Genomic DNA, 15791 nt, shown 5'->3' on the forward strand with positions numbered 1-15791 from the left:
AGGGAGGTGGCGAATGAACATCGTCACCACCTGGCTGCTGTGCAAGTACGAGCGCTGGAAGCAGGACACGCTGAGCCAGAGCGATTTCCGCCCCAGCGTCAGCATCCTCAAGCTCTCGCTGATGGCGGTGTTCGTGGGCATCGCGGCGGCGTTCGTCGCCTGGGTGCTGTACCGGATGATCGGCCTGGTCACCAACTTGTCGTTCCGCCAGGAATTCTCCTTCGGGTTCGTCGCGCCGGGCCTGCATGCGCCGGTCTGGGCGATCGTGCTGGCACCGCTGGTGGGCGGCCTGCTGGTGGGGTTGATGGCGCGCTACGGCAGCGACCGCATCCGCGGCCACGGCATTCCCGAGGCGTTGGAGGCGATCCTGTTCCGCCGCAGCAAGATGATGGCGAAGGTGGCGATCCTGAAGCCGCTGTCGGCGGCGATCGCGATCGGCACCGGCGGCCCGTTCGGCGCCGAGGGGCCGATCATCATGACCGGCGGCGCGGTGGGCTCGCTGTTCGGCCAGATGTTCTACCTCACCTCGATGGAGCGCCGCACCTTGCTGGTGGCGGGGGCCTGCGCGGGCATGGCGGCCACCTTCGGCACGCCGATCGCGGCGACCCTGCTGGCGGTGGAATTGCTGCTGTTCGAGCTGCGCCCGCGCAGCACGATCCCGGTGGCGATCGCCTGCTTCGTGGCCGATGCGCTGCGCATGTGGCTGCTCGGGCCCGGCGCGCTGTTTCCGCTGGCGACCGCATTCGAGGTGAGCCTGCCGACCTTCGGCCTGGCCGCGGCGTGCGGCTTCCTCGCCGGTCTGCTGGCGACGGCGCTCACCGCGCTGGTGTATCGCGCCGAGGACGCGTTCCATCGGCTGCCGGTGCACTGGATGTGGTGGCCGCTGATCGGCGCGATGGTGGTGAGCGCCGGCGGCGTGATCGACCCCAGCACGCTGGGCGTGGGCTATGACGTGATCGACAAGCTGCTGACCGGCCAGCTGGTGGGCATGGCGATCCTGGTGTTCATGCTGGTGAAGTCCGCGATGTGGGTGATCTACCTGGGCTCGGGCACTTCCGGCGGCGTGCTGGCGCCGCTGCTGTCGCTGGGTGCGGGCCTGGGCGGGCTGGAGGCGATGGTGTTCCCGGGCCACGATCCGCTGCTATGGCCGCTGCTCAGCATGGGCGCGATGCTGGCCGGCGTGATGCGCCTGCCGTTCACCTCGATCATGTTCGCGCTGGAACTCACCCACAACGCCAGCGCGTTGCCGGTGCTGCTGGTGTCCTGCACCACGGCTTACGGCGTGAGCGTGTTCCTGATGAAGCGCTCGATCCTCACCGAGAAGATCGCCCGGCGCGGCCTGGACATCTTCCGCGAGTACACGGTGGATCGGCTCGAGCACATCCCGGTACGCGAGGTGATGACCACCGCGATGATCACCGTGCCCGGCGAACTCAGCGTGCGCGAACTGGCCGAGCGTTACTTCGGTCCCGATCAGCAGTACCGCGCGTTCCCGGTGCTGGATGCCGACGGTGGCCTGCTCAACGTGGTCAACCGGCAGGACGTGCAGCGCTGGCTCAGGGAAGATCCCGCGGGCAGCTCGCGGCTGGCGGACGTGGTGGGCAGGGAACCGGTGGTCGCCTTGCCCGACGAGAGCTGCCAGAGCGTGGCGGTGCGCGCCGCGGTGGAGAAGCTCGACCGCATCCCGGTGGTCGGCCCCGACCGCCGCACCCTGCTCGGCATGGTCACCCGCTACGACCTGCTCAAGCCGTACACGCACTACCACGACGAGGAAAAGGTGCGCGAGCGCTTCTTCCGCAACGGCAAGGGCAGCGAGCAGTAGCAGGGGAAGGGAAGCAAGGGAACAGCGTGGCGCATCCTGCGCGCGCTCGCTTCCCACGCCTCTTCACTCGCCCCTTTTCCTGTCACACCAGCCCGGCCGGCAGCTGCATGGTGATGCAGTGCAGGCTGCCGTTCTGCCAGATCAGCGGGCGGCAAGGCACCTGCACCACGACGCGGCCCGGATGCGCGCGCTCGATGATGCGCGCGGCCTCGTCGTCGGCCGCATCGCCGTAGGCCGGCACCAGCACCGCACCGTTGACGATCAGGTAGTTCGCATACGAGGCGGCGAGGCGGCGATCTTCGTCGATGATGGGCTGCGCCCACGGCAGCGGCTGCAGGTGATATGGCTTGCCGTCGACGGTGCGCAGCGCGGCCAGTTCTTCGCCCATGCGCGCGAGCTCGCCGTAGTGTTTGTCGTCCGCGTCGTCACAGGCCTGGTACACGATGTTTTCGCCGGGTGCGAAGCGGGCGAGGGTATCGATGTGGGCGTCGGTGTCGTCGCCTTCGAGATGGCCGTGGTCCAGCCACAGGATGCGGCTGGCGTGCAGGCTGTCCCGCAGGATCGCGTCCATCGCCTCGCGGCTCTGCTCCGGATGGCGCTGGTGCAGGCACTTCCAGGTGGTGAGCACGGTGCCGGCGCCGTCGCTTTCGATGCCGCCGCCCTCCAGCGCCCAGTCGATGCGCCGGTGCCCGGCCTCGCCGAATGCGCCGGCCTCGAACAGGCCGGCGACCAGTGCGTCATCCTGTTCGGCGCCGAACTTGCCGCCCCAGCCGGTGAAGCGGAAATCGGCGAGCTGGAAGCGGCCGTCGTCGGCCTTCAGCGTGATCGGGCCGGAGTCGCGCAGCCAGGTGTCGTCGTAGGGCAGTTCGATAAAGCGGATGCGCTCCAGGTTGACGCCCGTCTCGCGCAACCGTGCCTCGGCATGCGCGCGCACGTCGGCATCGGCCACCACCACAACCAGCCGCTGGAAGCGAATGACCGCCGCGGCCAGCGCCACGTAGGTGGTTTCCACCTCGGCCAGCCGTTCGGCCCAGTCGGTGCCGGCATGCGGCCAGGCGATCAGCACCGCGGCTTGCGGCTCCCATTCGGCGGGCAGGCGCCAGCGGGGTTCGGTCATGGCGGGATCTCGTGTGGGTCAGGGCGAAGCGCGGATGGCGCGACCGCGCATTTTATGCGAAGGCGCACGAGAACGCGCCCCGCGTTGCCGCAGGGCGCGTCGTCGGTGGCGGGTTCAGTTCACCGCGGCGGGGTGGGTGTTGTTGCCGGCCGGCGTGTTCAGCACGGAATGGATCACGTGGTCGTGCTCGAAGTACACGATGAAGCGGGGATATTCCCAGCGGTTGATCACCGGGTGCTTCTTGGTGTCGCCGCCGCGCGGCGAGAGCTTGCGCTGCGGCGCTCCGTAGCGCTGCTCGACCTGCGCCATGGTCATGCCGCGCGCGGGCAGGTGCATGCCCTTTTCCTGCTGCACGCGATGGATCAGCAGGTTGTCGGCGTGAGCCGGCTGCGGCACGGCTAGGCCGCCGGCACCGAAAGCGATGGCTGCCAGCAAGGGCAGGCTGTGGCGATGCTTGAACATGGTCCCCTCTCCGCGCAAGGCGTTGCCGCGTCGTTGTAGCAGAACTGTTTGCGACTATCCACGGTCCGCCGCGCCGGGTGTGACCGCCATAACCGTTATCATGGCCGGCCGAATCGCCCCGATTGAAGTGCCCCGATGATCGCGTTCCGCCATTTTGCCCTGCGCCGCGGCAGCCGCCTGCTGCTGTCCGACATCGACCTGGTGATCCAGTCCGGCTGGCGGCTGGGCGTGATCGGCCGCAACGGCTGCGGCAAGTCCAGCCTGTTCGCGGCGCTGCAGGGCGAGGTGGAGGCCGACGCGGGGGACGTCGACCTGCCGGCGAAGCTGCGCCTGGCCTCGGTGGCGCAGGAGACGCCCGCACTGCCCGATCCGGCGATCGATTACGTGCTGGGCGGCGACGTGGAACTGGCCGCCGCCCTGCGCGACGAAGCCGAGGCGCAGGCGCGCGGCGACAGCGAGGCGATGGCCCGCGCGCATCACCGCATCGAGGAACTGCACGGCTACGACGCCCGCGCCCGCGCCGGCCGCCTGCTGCACGGCCTGGGCTTCGCGCCGGAGACGCACGAGCGCGCGGTGAAGGAGTTTTCCGGCGGCTGGCGCGTGCGCCTGAACCTGGCGCACGCGCTGATGGCGCCGTCCGAACTGCTGCTGCTCGACGAGCCCACCAACCACCTCGACCTCGACGCCGTGCTGTGGCTGGAGGAATGGCTGCGCCGCTACCAGGGCACCTTGCTGATCATTTCGCACGACCGCGAGTTCCTCGATGGCGTGATCGACCACACCCTGCACCTGGTCGACGGCGGCGCGCGGCTCTACAGCGGCAACTACAGCGCGTTCGAGCGCCTGCGCGCGGAGCAGTTGCGCCAGCAGCAGATCGCCCATGAGCGCGAGCAGGCCGAGCGCGCGCACCTGCAGAGCTTCATCGACCGCTTCAAGGCCAAGGCCAGCAAGGCCAAGCAGGCGCAGTCGCGCATGAAGCGGCTGGAGAAGATGGCCGGCACCGAGGCGGTGCGCGCCGAGCGCGCGTTCCATTTCCAGTTCGCCAGACCCGAGCGCGTGCCCGATTCCATGCTGCAGCTGGAAGATGTGGTGGCCGGCTACCCTGATTTTCCCCCTCTCCCCATTGGGGAGAGCGCCGGGGTGAGGGGCGGTGCTGGCGAAAGTGCTTCGATGTTTGTCCCCGCGAGTCTCGACCCCTCTCCCCAACCCTCTCCCCTGATGGGAGGGGGGGCGAACGTCGTCCTGACGGACGTGCGTTATTCGATTGAAGCGGGCGAGCGCATCGGCCTGCTCGGCCCGAACGGCGCGGGCAAATCCACCCTGGTCAAGACCCTGGTCGGCGAACTGCCGCCGCTGGGCGGCGAACGCAAGGCGCACAAGGACCTGAAGATCGGCTACTTCGCCCAGCACACGGTGGAAAGCCTGCGCGAAGGCGCCAGCCCGTTCGACCACCTGCAGGACAAGGCGCCCGGCGTGGCCGCGCAGGTACTGCGCGATTTCCTCGGCACCTGGAACTTCGCCGGCGACCGCGCCTTCGAGTCGGTGGACGGTTTCTCCGGCGGCGAACGCGCGCGCCTCGCGCTGGCGCTGATCGCCTGGGACAAGCCCAACCTGCTGCTGCTCGACGAGCCCACCAACCACCTCGACCTCGACATGCGCGAGGCGCTGGCCGATGCGCTGGCCGATTTCGATGGCGCGCTGGTGCTGGTGTCGCACGACCGCCACCTGCTGGGCATGGTCAGCGACAGTTTCTGGCGCGTGGCCGACGGCGTGGTGGAGCCGTTCGACGGCGACCTCGACGATTACGCCCGCTGGCTGCGCTCGCGCGGCAATGCGGCAAAGAAAAGCGCGAAGAAAATTGAAGAGTGCGGGCAAGGAGGCCCGCTTCCTGATACCCGCACGCAGGACGCGCGCACAAATACATCCCGCCGCAATGCCGCCCAGCAGCGCGAGAGCGAAAAGGCCTCGCGTCAGCGCGTGAAGAAAGTCGAGGCACGCGTGGCCGCCATCGACGCCGAACTGGCATTGCTCGAAACGAAGCTGGCCGACCCGGAGACCTACCACGGTCCCACCGCCGCGCTGATGAAGCTCGGCCAGCAGCAGGCCGAGCTGCGCCGCGAGAAGGAAACGCTGGAAGCGGAATGGATCGCCCTGTACGAGGAACTGGAAGCCTGATGGGCGCGCCAGCGACGCAGTTGTGGCTGCCGGCGCTGGATCGCCTCGATCGCGCGCACCCGCTGCGTCGCCTGCTGGCGCAGGCGGATCGGCTGGCCGACGTTGCGAGCAGCCGGCTCGCATGCCTGGCCAAGGCCTTTCATGCCGATGCGGCCACGCTGCCGGTGGCTGCGCTGATCCGCGAACACCTGGCCGGCGACGCCGGCGAGGCGACGTGGCTCAATGCCGATCCCGCCTGGGTGCAGCCGGACATGACCGGCGTGCGCCTGCTTGCCTGCGGTTCGATGTCGCTGGCGATGGACGAGGCGCAAGCCTTCGCAGGGGAGCTGCAACCGGCGTTCGCCGGGCTCGGCCTGCGCCTGGAAGTCGGCGCGCCAAACCAGTGGCAGGTGCGCCTCGCGCCCGACGCGCACCTGCCCGATTTCGCCACGCCTGAACAGGCGCTGGGCGAGGACTTGTACCAGCACCTGCCGCAAGGCGCGGAAGGCCGCCCGTGGCGCATGCTGCTCAACGAGGTGCAGGTGCTGCTGCACCAGCATCCCCTGAATGCCGCGCGGCAGTCGCGCGGCCTGCCGCCGGTCAACAGCGTGTGGCTGTGGGGAGCCGGGCGGTTGCCAGCGCCGCTGCAAAGCGGGTTCGCCGGCGTGCTCGGCAACGACGCGTTGCTGCTTGCGCTGGCATCGCGTGCGGCCATTCCGTCGCAGGCCCGGACACAAGAAGCCGTGGCGGCGGCGCAGGCCGGCTGGCTGGTCGATCTGCAGGACCTGCCTGCCGCCGAATTCGGCGATGCGTGGTGGCCGGCGATCCAGGCGCTGGCGCAGCGGCAGCCCTTGCACCTCGCGTTCGCCGGCGGCGAGCGCTGGTCGTGGCGGCCGTTGCATCGCTGGCGCTTCTGGCGCGGAGCGTCGCGGTGAACACGCTGGAGCTGCGGCGACGCGAGTTGCAGGGCGAGCCATCCGGCTGGGGCGCCTCCGTGCACCCGGTACTGCAACGCATCTACGCGGCGCGTGGCGTGCTGCAACCGGATGGTGTGGAGCATCGCCTGCAGCGTCTGGTGCCGCCGCAGTCGCTGGGCGGCCTGGAGGCCGCCACCGACCTGCTGGCCGAGGCGATCCGCGCGGACTGGGCCATCCTGATCGCCGGCGACTACGACTGCGATGGCGCCACCGGCACCGCGGTGGCCGTGCGCGGCCTGCGCATGCTGGGCGCGAGGCGCGTGGGCTATGCCGTGCCGAACCGCTTCGTGCATGGCTATGGCCTGACGCCGGCGCTGGTCGACTCGCTGCAGCCGCGCCCGCAACTGGTCGTCACCGTGGACAACGGCGTGGCCAGCGTGGCCGGCGTGGCGCGGGCACGCGAACTCGGCATGCGGGTGATCGTCACCGATCATCACCTGCCCGGCGAGCAGTTGCCCGATTGCGATGCACTCGTGAATCCCAATGTGAACCTTGAAAAGTGCGGGCAGGCAAGCCCGCTTTTTGATCCATGCGCACAGGATGCGCGCATGAAGAACCTCGCGGGCGTCGGCGTGATGTTTTACCTGCTGCTCGCATTGCGCGCGAAGTTGCGGGGGCAGGGGGCCTTCGCGGGCGGCGAACCCGACCTCTCCACCTTGCTGGACCTGGTGGCGCTGGGCACCGTGGCCGACCTGGTGCCGCTGGATTTCAACAATCGCGTGCTGGTGAAGGCGGGCCTGCGGCGCATCCGCGGCGGCCGTGCCAGTGCCGGCATCGCCGCGCTGATCGAATGCGGCAGGCGCAGCGCCACTACCTTGTGCGCCAGCGATCTCGGCTTCGTCGTGGGGCCGCGGCTCAACGCGGCAGGCCGGCTGGAAGACATGCAGCTCGGCGTGGAATGCCTGCTCACCGACGACGCGGCGCAGGCTCGCCGCTACGCCGGCCAGCTCGACCAGATCAACCGCGAGCGCCGCGACCTGCAGGCCTCGATGGTGGCCGAGGCCGAAGTGATGACCGCCGGCCTGCGCGACATCGACGCCGTGGGCGTGGCGCTGTACGAGCCGTCGTGGCATGCCGGCGTGGTGGGCCTGGTGGCCTCCAAATTGAAGGAACGCCTGCATCGGCCGGTGATCGCCTTTGCGCCGGCCACGCTCGACGAGTGCGGCGATGCATCGCCGCTTGCCGATGCTCGCGCAGGGGAAGTGCATGGCCGTCATTCCGACGCCGGACACCTGCGTGGATCGGGCCGCTCGATTCCCGGTTTCCACCTGCGCGATGCACTGGTGATGATAGACGCACGCCAGCCCGGCCTGATCGAGCGCTTCGGCGGGCATGCGATGGCGGCGGGATTGAGCTTGCGTGCCGCCGATTTGCCGCGTTTCGCCGCCGCCTTCGACGCCGTCGCGCGCGAGCTGATCGCGCCGGAACGCCTGCAGGCCGCGCTCTACACCGATGGCGAACTCCCCGCCGGAAGCCTGTCGCTGGAGCTGGCGTTGCAACTGCGCGGCGCCGGTCCCTGGGGGCAGGCCTTTCCGGAGCCGCTGTTCGACAACGTGTTCGAATGTGCGGGCTGGAAACCGATGGGCGAGGGCCATTGGCGGCTCGACCTGCGCGACCCGCGCGACGGCAGCCTGCACGACGCGGTGATGTTCAACGTGGGCGCCGCGACGCCGCCGGCGCGCCTGCGCGCGGTCTACGAGTTCGTCGTCAACGACTGGCAGGGGCGCGAGTCGCCGCGCCTGCTGTTGCGTCACGTCGAACCGGCCTGACTCGCGCGGCATTCACGGTATGCGCGGCAGACTGGTTTCCCGCCGCCACGGAGACCGTCATGCTCGAACAGATCGATGGATTGCCGCCCGGCACGCTGGGCTTCCGCGCGCATGGCCAGGTGACCGCCGCGGATTACGAGCAGGTGCTGGTGCCGGACGTGGAGGCGGTGTTCGCGCTCAACCGCAAGCTGCGCATGCTGTTCGTGGTGGCGCCGGACTTCACCGGTTTCGACGCCGGCGCGATGTGGGACGACTGCATGCTCGGCATCCGCCACATCAGCGGCTTGGACCGGGTGGCGCTGGTGACCGACGTGCCGTGGCTGCGCGCGGCGGCCAAGGCGACGCGCCTCCTGGTGCCGGCCGACTTCCGCCTGTTCGCGCTGGCCGAACTGGAGCAGGCGGCGCGCTGGATCGCCGAGCCCGCGGACGGCTGAGCGTATGGACGGCCGAACACGTCATGCCGAATCGTCACTTGCGCGGCGGGCCGCCTTCTGTTCTAGTCGGCCCATGACCTTCACGACCGCCATGCTTGCGAACGCCGCCGCGCCTGCCGCGCGGAGCCTCGTGGCGGCCGCCAGCAACAATAATCGCGCGAACAATAACGCCAACCGTTGGCGGGCCCGCGCGTAGCTGAAAGCAACACCACCAGACACGCGACCAAGGCCCGCCCAGTGCGGGCCTTGGTTTTTTTGTGTGCCCGGTTTGTGCGTGGCTCCATCCACGCAAAGCAAAACCGGCCATCCGTGGCCGACTTGAGTCAACCAAGCGCGTATCCCTCCGCGCAGAGCAACCCCGGCCATCCGTGGCCGACTTTCAAAAAGAGCTTTGTTTCCAATCGTCGCATCAACCATGCAAAGGCCAACCACCATGTGCTCGATTTTCGGAATGTTCGACCTGCAGCCGGGCGACGACCTGGCTGCCTTGCGCCGGCAGGCGCTGGAGCTGTCGCAGCGCCAGCGCCATCGCGGTCCCGACTGGAGCGGGGTGTTCGTGGATGCCGGGGTGATCCTGGTGCACGAGCGCCTGGCCATCGTCGACCCGGCCAGCGGTGCGCAGCCGCTGCGTTCGCGCGACGGCGAACTGGCGCTGGCGGTGAACGGCGAGATCTACAACCACCAGGCATTGCGCAAGGCCAGCGCCTACGACTTCACCACGGGGTCGGACTGCGAGGTGATCAACGCGCTGTATCGCGAACACGGCGCGGCGGGATTCATCGAGCATGGCCTGGCGCTGCTCAACGGCATCTTCGCTTTCGCGTTGTGGGACGGCGCGGCGCGGCGCTATCTCATCGCGCGCGACCCCGTCGGCGTGTGCCCGCTGTACTGGGGGCACGACGAACAAGGCCGCCTGTGCGTGGCCTCGGAGATGAAGGCCTTGGTCGGCGTGTGCGCGGACGTGGCCGCGTTCCCGCCCGGCCACGTCTACGACAGCGCCAGCGGCGAGCTGCGCCGCTACTACCAGAGGGAATGGCGCGACCATGCCGCCACGCGCGGCCACGAAGTGCCGGCGGCCGAGCTGCGCGAAGCTTTCGAGCAGGCCGTGCATCGCCAGTTGATGACCGACGTGCCCTACGGCGTGCTGCTTTCCGGCGGACTGGATTCCTCGCTGGTGGCCGCCTGCGCCGCGAAGTTCGCGCGCGAGCGCATCGAGGACAACGACCGCAGCGAGGCGTGGTGGCCGCGCCTGCACTCCTTCGCGATCGGGCTGGACGGCTCGCCCGACCTCGCCGCCGCGCAGATCGCCGCCGACGCGCTGGGCACCGTGCACCACGGCTTCGTCTACACCTTCTGGGAAGGCCTGGACGCGGTGCCCGAGGTGATCCGGCACCTGGAGACCTACGACGTCACCACCATCCGCGCCGCCACACCGATGTACCTGCTGGCCCGGCGCATCAAGGCGATGGGGGTGAAGATGGTACTGTCGGGCGAGGGTTCGGACGAGCTCTTCGGCGGCTACCTGTACTTCCACAAGGCGCCCTCGGCGGAAGCGTTCCACGAGGAAACCGTGCGCAAGCTCGACGCCCTGCACAGCTACGACTGCCTGCGCGCGAACAAGGCGATGATGGCCTGGGGCGTGGAGGCGCGCGTGCCGTTCCTCGACCTCGAGTTCATCGACGTGGCGATGGGCATGGATGCCGCGCACAAGATGGCGGGCCACGGAAAAATCGAGAAGCACGTGCTGCGCGCGGCCTTCGACGGCGCCTTGCCGAAGGAAATCCTCTGGCGGCAGAAGGAGCAGTTCAGCGATGGCGTGGGCTATGGCTGGATCGACGGCCTGAAGGCGCATGCCGGACAGCAGGTGAGCGACCGCGAATTCGCCGCGGCGGCGGCACGCTTCCCGTTCAACACGCCGGCCACCAAGGAGGCGTACTTCTACCGGCGCATCTTCGAGCAGTTCTATCCGGGCGAAGCCTGCGCGGCCACCGTGCCGGGCGGCAAGTCGATCGCCTGTTCCTCGCCGGCGGCACTGGCGTGGGATCCGGCGTTCGCGGCGATGGCCGATCCGTCGGGGCGGGCGGTGAAGGGCGTGCACCAGCAGGCGGTGACCTGAGTCCCCGTTGGCCAGCTCAGCGCTTGCGGGCCAGCGTGAGGCCGTCGCCGACCGGCAGCATGGACAGGTCGATGCGCTCGTCGCCGTGCAGGCGCTCGTTGAATACCTGCAGCGCGCGGGTGTCGTCGTCCCGCGCCGGCTGCGCCACCACGCCGCTCCACAGCACGTTGTCGATCGCGATCAGGCCGCCCTGGCGCAGCAGCCGCAGGCAGCGTTCGTAGTAGGCGGCATAGCCGGTCTTGTCGGCGTCGATGAAGGCGAAGTCGTAGCGGCCGGCCGCGCCGGCGGCCAGTTCAGCGTCCAGCGTCTGCAGCGCCGGCGCCAGCCGCAGGTCGATCTTGCGGGCCACGCCGGCGCGCTCCCAGTACGGCCGGCCGATACGGGTGAATTCCTCGCTGATGTCGCAGGCGAGGATGCGGCCCTCGGCGGGCAGGGCCAGCGCCACCGACAAGGCGCTGTAGCCGGTGAACACGCCGATCTCCAGGGTGTGGCGTGCGCCGAGCAGCTTCACCAGCAAGGCCATGAACTGGCCCTGTTCCGGCGAGATCTGCATGCCGGCCCGGGGATGGCTGCGCGTCGCCTCGCGCAGGGCGACCTGCTCCGGATGCTCGCGCAGCGAGTGCGAAAGCAGGTAGCCGTACAGCGTGTCGTCGAGGTTCAGGCTGCGGTTGGACATGGCGGCGCTCCGGCAAGCGGGACCGGCATCCATGGTAGCGCCGGCAGTGCGCCCGGCGTCTGTCGCAGTGCGGCAATTTTGCTACCATGGCGGGCCATCCGTTCGCACGACACGACCATCCATGATCGAGACCAATCCGATCCTCGCGCAGATCGCGGACCTCACGGCCCGCGTCGAGTCGCTTAGGGGGTATCTTTGACTACGCCACCAAGCGCGAGCGCCTCGAAGAAGTAAGCCGCGAGCTGGAAAATCCCAACGTCTGGGACGACCCGCCGCGTGCGCAGGAGCTGGGCCGCGAACGCGCCCGCCTGGACACCGTGGTCACCGGCATCGACGAGCTCACCACGGGCCTGTCCGATGCGAAGGAACTGGTGGAGATGGCCGCCGCGGATGGCGACGAGGACACCGTCGCCTCGGTCGTCGGCGACGTCGCCAAGCTCGAGACCCGGGTCGGCAAGCTGGAATTCCAGCGCATGTTCTCCGGCAAGATGGACGCCACCAACGCCTTCGTCGACATCCAGGCCGGTGCCGGCGGCACCGAGGCGCAGGACTGGGCCGAGATGCTGCTGCGCATGTACCTGCGCTGGGCCGAATCGCGCGGCTGGAAGACCGAGCTGCTGGAAGTCTCCGGCGGCGAAGTGGCGGGCATCAAGTCGGCCACGTTCCGCGTGGAAGGCGACTACGCCTACGGCTGGCTGAAGACCGAGATCGGCGTGCACCGCCTGGTGCGCAAGTCGCCGTTCGATTCCGACAACCGCCGCCACACCAGCTTCACCAGCGTGTTCGTCTCGCCCGAGGTGGACGACGACATCGACATCGAGATCAACCCGGCCGACCTCAGGACCGACGTCTACCGTTCGTCCGGCGCCGGCGGCCAGCACGTCAACAAGACCGAGTCCGCGGTGCGCATCACCCACGTGCCCAGCGGCGTGGTGGTGGCCTGCCAGACCGAGCGCAGCCAGCACGCCAACCGCGATCGCGCGATGAAGATGCTGGCCGCCAAGCTGTACGAGCTGGAGATGCAGAAGCGCAACGCCGAGAAGGACGCGCTGGAAGCGACCAAGTCCGACATCGGCTGGGGCAGCCAGATCCGCAACTACGTGCTCGACCAGAGTCGCATCAAGGACCTGCGCACCGGCGTGGAGCGCTCCGACACGCAGAAGGTGCTGGACGGCGACCTCGACGAGTTCATCGAGGCCAGCCTGAAGTCCGGCCTGGACGCGGGCGCCAAGCGCATCGATGCCTGATGTGGCGCGGAATCGCGGCTGAAGCCGCTCCTACGGGGCCTCGGCGTGCAGGAGCGGCTTCAGCCGCGACCCGTAGAATCGTCCGAGAATCCCACCATTGACGAGGTAGCCAGCATGAATGCCAGGAAGATCTGCAGCATCGTGTTTGCCTGTGCCGCACTGGCGACGTTCGGCGCGAATGCGCAGAGCGCCGGCCAGGACATCAAGCAGGGCGCGAAGGACGTCGGCCACGGCGTCGCCAGCGGTGCCCGCGCCGTGGGCCATGCCACCCGCAACGTGGCGAAGAAGGTTGGCCACGGCGCCAAGGAGGCCGGCACCGGCATCGGCCATGGCGCGAAGAAGGCCGGCGTTGCCGTCGGCCACGGCGCGAAGGAAGGCTGGGACGCCACCAAGCACGCGACCAAGAAAGTGTTCGGCAAGGACGATTGATCGCCTCGTTCTATACCCAAGCCCGTTCACCCTGAGCGCAGGCCCGCAGGGCCGACGCGGGGAGTGGCCAGGGATGGCCGCGCTCCGAGGAGCGCGGAAGTCGAAGGGCCGCGCCGTCTGGCGCTTCGACTTCGCCTGCCGTCGCAAGCTACGCTCAGCGAGAACGGAGGTTTCGAGTCATCCCCCAAAGAACCCAGCAACGGCAGGCATGAACGTGCCGGCCACCACGGAAACCCCATGAGCGAAGCCACCGAAACCCAGCCCGTCGTCGACGAGAACAAGCTGATCGCCGAGCGCCGCGAGAAACTTGCGGCATTGCGCGGGGAGGGCATCGCGTTTCCGAACGACTTCAAGGCGGACAGCTTCGTCGGCGACCTGCAGGACGAATACGCCGACAAGGACAAGTACACCGCGGAAGTGATCGAGGCCGCGCAGCGCCGCGTGAAGGTGGCCGGCCGCATCGTGCTCAAGCGCGTGCAGGGCAAGGTCAGCTTCGCGCAGATCCAGGACATGAGCGGCCGCATCCAGCTGTTCATCCACGCCGGCACCGTGGGCGACGCCTACGAGGCGTTCAAGGGCTGGGACATGGGCGACATCGTGGGCGCCGAAGGCGTGCTGATGCGCACCAAGACCGGCGAGCTGTCGGTGAAGGTGGACGCACTGCGCCTGCTCACCAAGAGCCTGCGCCCGCTGCCGGACAAGCACCACGGCATGGCCGACGTGGAGCAGCGCTACCGCCAGCGCTACGTCGACCTCATCGTCACCCAGGAAGCGCGCGACACCTTCCAGAAGCGCTCGCGCATCATCGGCTTCATCCGCCAGTGGCTGGAGGCCGCGCCGCGCCGCTTCATGGAAGTGGAGACGCCGATGATGCACGTGATCCCCGGCGGCGCCACGGCCAAGCCCTTCATCACCCACCACAACGCGCTGGACATGGATCTCTACCTGCGCGTGGCGCCGGAGCTGTACCTGAAGCGCCTGGTGGTGGGCGGCTTCGACCGCGTGTACGAGATCAACCGCAACTTCCGCAACGAGGGCGTGTCCACCCGGCACAACCCCGAGTTCACCATGCTGGAGCTGTACCAGGCCTACGCCACCTACAACGAGATCATGGACCTCACCGAATCGGTGATCCGCGACACCGCAAGGCACGTGCTGGGCACCACGCAAATGGAATGGGACGGCGCGCGGATCGACGTCGGCCCGGCCTTCCGCCGCTGGACGATGGAAGACGCCGTGCTGGAGCACAACCCGGAGATCAAGCGCGGGGAACTGCGCGACCGTGCCGCGATGGCCGCGCACGCGAAGCGCCTCGGCGTGCAGGTCAAGGACGGCTACGGCTGGGGCAAGCTGCTGCTGGAGATCTTCGAGAAGACGGTGGAGCACACCCTGATCCAGCCCACCTTCATCACCCAGCACCCGGTCGAGGTGTCGCCGCTGGCGCGCGAGAACGATGCGGACAAGGGCATCACCGACCGCTTCGAGCTGTTCGTCAACGGCAAGGAACTCGCGAACGGCTTCTCCGAGTTGAACGACCCGGAGGACCAGGCCGCCCGCTTCAAGGCCCAGGTGGAGGCAAAGGACGCCGGCGACGACGAGGCCATGCACTTCGACGCCGACTACATCCGCGCGCTGGAAGTGGGCCTGCCACCCACCGGTGGCCTAGGCATCGGCATCGATCGCCTGGTGATGCTGCTCACCGGCTCCGCCTCGATCCGCGACGTGCTGCTGTTCCCGTACATGCGGCCGGAGGCCTGAGCTTCGGATTCCCTCTCCCCGGGCAAGCTCGGGGAGAGGGAATTGCGAGCGTCGCGTTTCAGGCAGGCAGGCGTCGGACGTGCTGCCGCAGCAACAGGTTCTGCAACACGGTCACGCTGCCCGAGCCCAGCCAGTACAGTCCCAGCCCGGCGGCTACGTGCCAGACCATGAAGAACGAGATCGCCACCGGCAGCCAGTGCAGCAGGGTGCGCGCCTGCTCGGGCAGCATCGGGTTGAACAGCATCGCGACCATGCTGAGCACCGCCACCAGCAGGGCCAGCCACAGGTCGGGCCGCGCCAGTTTCGGTATCCACAGGAAGGAACCCACGCTGGCCACGCCTTGGTGGATCGCCGCGTAGATGCCCGCGCTCATCGGCGCCTGCACCAGCGCGGTGAGCACGCCGCTGCCGAGTCCGCTGGCGATGCCGTGCTCGCGGTACAGGGACTGCATGGCGACGGCATGCGCCGCGGGATCCTTCGCATGGCGCTCGCGCAGGCGCTCCAGTTGCGGCTTCAGTGCTGCCAGCTTGCGCTGGCGCAGCCAGCCCTGTTCGGCGGCATGCAGGGTCATCGGCAGCAGCGCCAGTCGCACGGCCAGCGCCAACGCGATCACCGCGAGGCCATAGCTGCCGTCCATCCATGCCGCCAGCTGGTTCAGCAGCGCGGCAATCCCGTCCACGAACATTGCCCACATGAGGTGCTCTCCCCAACCGCATCGTTGATGACGACAGCAAGGTGGGCATGGTCGCGGCCGCTTCAAGTGGGCAAAGCGCATGATCGGCGGCACAGTCGGGTAAAATTGCGGCTTCGAATGCAACGGAGCCTTGCCC

13 protein-coding genes are annotated in these 15791 nt (G+C 68.7%); 9 read left to right on the plus strand and 4 right to left on the minus strand.

Annotated elements, in window-relative coordinates; all coding sequences use genetic code 11:
* Positions 1-13 precede the first annotated feature (13 nt).
* Positions 14-1822 carry a chloride channel protein gene (locus ABQJ56_RS15675; protein WP_367845955.1) on the plus strand — a complete coding sequence of 603 codons (1809 nt, stop codon included), beginning with the start codon at positions 14-16 and terminating at the stop codon, positions 1820-1822.
* 82 nt (positions 1823-1904) lie between these two features.
* On the opposite strand, the gene ABQJ56_RS15680 is transcribed toward ABQJ56_RS15675, so the two are convergent.
* Together ABQJ56_RS15680 and ABQJ56_RS15685 are read right to left on the minus strand one after the other, a co-directional pair.
* Complete coding sequence (locus ABQJ56_RS15680) at positions 1905-2939, minus strand: agmatine deiminase family protein (RefSeq protein ID WP_367845956.1); 1035 nt, start codon at positions 2937-2939, stop codon at positions 1905-1907.
* 114 nt (positions 2940-3053) lie between these two features.
* A complete protein-coding gene (locus ABQJ56_RS15685; RefSeq protein ID WP_367845957.1) occupies positions 3054-3401 on the minus strand; it encodes a hypothetical protein in 348 nt (115 codons plus the stop codon).
* 135 nt (positions 3402-3536) lie between these two features.
* Between ABQJ56_RS15685 and ABQJ56_RS15690 the strand changes: the two genes are divergently transcribed.
* From ABQJ56_RS15690 to asnB, 5 genes are all read left to right on the plus strand, one after another.
* Positions 3537-5576 (plus strand): ABC-F family ATP-binding cassette domain-containing protein, encoded by a 2040-nt coding sequence (locus ABQJ56_RS15690; RefSeq protein ID WP_367845958.1) that lies wholly within the window; start codon positions 3537-3539, stop codon positions 5574-5576.
* On the plus strand, positions 5576-6490 hold the full coding sequence (locus ABQJ56_RS15695) for a phosphoglycerate mutase (RefSeq protein WP_367845959.1): 915 nt from the start codon (positions 5576-5578) through the stop codon (positions 6488-6490). Before ABQJ56_RS15690 ends, ABQJ56_RS15695 begins: the two co-directional genes overlap by 1 nt.
* Positions 6487-8301 (plus strand): single-stranded-DNA-specific exonuclease RecJ, encoded by a 1815-nt coding sequence (locus ABQJ56_RS15700; protein WP_367845960.1) that lies wholly within the window; start codon positions 6487-6489, stop codon positions 8299-8301. Before ABQJ56_RS15695 ends, ABQJ56_RS15700 begins: the two co-directional genes overlap by 4 nt.
* Positions 8302-8360: 59 nt before the next feature.
* Positions 8361-8735, plus strand: coding sequence for a SpoIIAA family protein (locus tag ABQJ56_RS15705; RefSeq protein WP_367845961.1), 375 nt, complete (start codon positions 8361-8363; stop codon positions 8733-8735).
* A gap of 433 nt (positions 8736-9168) precedes the next feature.
* Complete coding sequence (gene asnB / locus ABQJ56_RS15710) at positions 9169-10851, plus strand: asparagine synthase B (RefSeq protein WP_367845962.1); 1683 nt, start codon at positions 9169-9171, stop codon at positions 10849-10851.
* 16 nt (positions 10852-10867) lie between these two features.
* Here asnB and ABQJ56_RS15715 read toward each other — a convergent pair whose 3' ends face one another.
* Positions 10868-11527 carry a class I SAM-dependent methyltransferase gene (locus ABQJ56_RS15715; RefSeq protein ID WP_367845963.1) on the minus strand — a complete coding sequence of 220 codons (660 nt, stop codon included), beginning with the start codon at positions 11525-11527 and terminating at the stop codon, positions 10868-10870.
* Between the two features lie 121 nt (positions 11528-11648).
* Between ABQJ56_RS15715 and prfB the strand changes: the two genes are divergently transcribed.
* From prfB to lysS, 3 genes are all read left to right on the plus strand, one after another.
* Positions 11649-12774 (plus strand): peptide chain release factor 2 gene (prfB, locus tag ABQJ56_RS15720; protein ID WP_367845964.1). Its coding sequence is split into 2 segments (ribosomal slippage): positions 11649-11723 and positions 11725-12774, totalling 1125 coding nucleotides; the frame shifts between segments, so codons are not numbered across the junction.
* A 114-nt stretch (positions 12775-12888) separates the two neighbouring features.
* Positions 12889-13203 (plus strand): hypothetical protein, encoded by a 315-nt coding sequence (locus ABQJ56_RS15725; RefSeq protein WP_367845965.1) that lies wholly within the window; start codon positions 12889-12891, stop codon positions 13201-13203.
* A 237-nt stretch (positions 13204-13440) separates the two neighbouring features.
* Complete coding sequence (gene lysS / locus ABQJ56_RS15730) at positions 13441-14961, plus strand: lysine--tRNA ligase (RefSeq protein WP_367845966.1); 1521 nt, start codon at positions 13441-13443, stop codon at positions 14959-14961.
* A 58-nt stretch (positions 14962-15019) separates the two neighbouring features.
* On the opposite strand, the gene yidC is transcribed toward lysS, so the two are convergent.
* On the minus strand, positions 15020-15655 hold the full coding sequence (gene yidC, locus ABQJ56_RS15735) for a membrane protein insertase YidC (protein WP_367845967.1): 636 nt from the start codon (positions 15653-15655) through the stop codon (positions 15020-15022).
* Positions 15656-15791: the final 136 nt, after the last annotated feature.

It is taken from the genome of Rhodanobacter geophilus (genome assembly GCF_040812275.1).
In the GTDB taxonomy this organism is placed as follows: Bacteria; Pseudomonadota; Gammaproteobacteria; order Xanthomonadales; family Rhodanobacteraceae; genus Rhodanobacter_A; species Rhodanobacter_A geophilus.

Bases quoted from the DNA above. Each gene is read 5' to 3' on its own strand.
- ABQJ56_RS15675 (WP_367845955.1), top strand. From the start codon at position 14: ATGAACATCGTCACCACCTGGCTGCTGTGCAAGTACGAGCGCTGGAAG.
- ABQJ56_RS15680 (WP_367845956.1), bottom strand. From the start codon at position 2,939: ATGACCGAACCCCGCTGGCGCCTGCCCGCCGAATGGGAGCCGCAAGCC.
- ABQJ56_RS15685 (WP_367845957.1), bottom strand. From the start codon at position 3,401: ATGTTCAAGCATCGCCACAGCCTGCCCTTGCTGGCAGCCATCGCTTTC.
- ABQJ56_RS15690 (WP_367845958.1), top strand. From the start codon at position 3,537: ATGATCGCGTTCCGCCATTTTGCCCTGCGCCGCGGCAGCCGCCTGCTG.
- ABQJ56_RS15695 (WP_367845959.1), top strand. From the start codon at position 5,576: ATGGGCGCGCCAGCGACGCAGTTGTGGCTGCCGGCGCTGGATCGCCTC.
- ABQJ56_RS15705 (WP_367845961.1), top strand. From the start codon at position 8,361: ATGCTCGAACAGATCGATGGATTGCCGCCCGGCACGCTGGGCTTCCGC.
- asnB (WP_367845962.1), top strand. From the start codon at position 9,169: ATGTGCTCGATTTTCGGAATGTTCGACCTGCAGCCGGGCGACGACCTG.
- ABQJ56_RS15715 (WP_367845963.1), bottom strand. From the start codon at position 11,527: ATGTCCAACCGCAGCCTGAACCTCGACGACACGCTGTACGGCTACCTG.
- ABQJ56_RS15725 (WP_367845965.1), top strand. From the start codon at position 12,889: ATGAATGCCAGGAAGATCTGCAGCATCGTGTTTGCCTGTGCCGCACTG.
- lysS (WP_367845966.1), top strand. From the start codon at position 13,441: ATGAGCGAAGCCACCGAAACCCAGCCCGTCGTCGACGAGAACAAGCTG.
- yidC (WP_367845967.1), bottom strand. From the start codon at position 15,655: ATGTGGGCAATGTTCGTGGACGGGATTGCCGCGCTGCTGAACCAGCTG.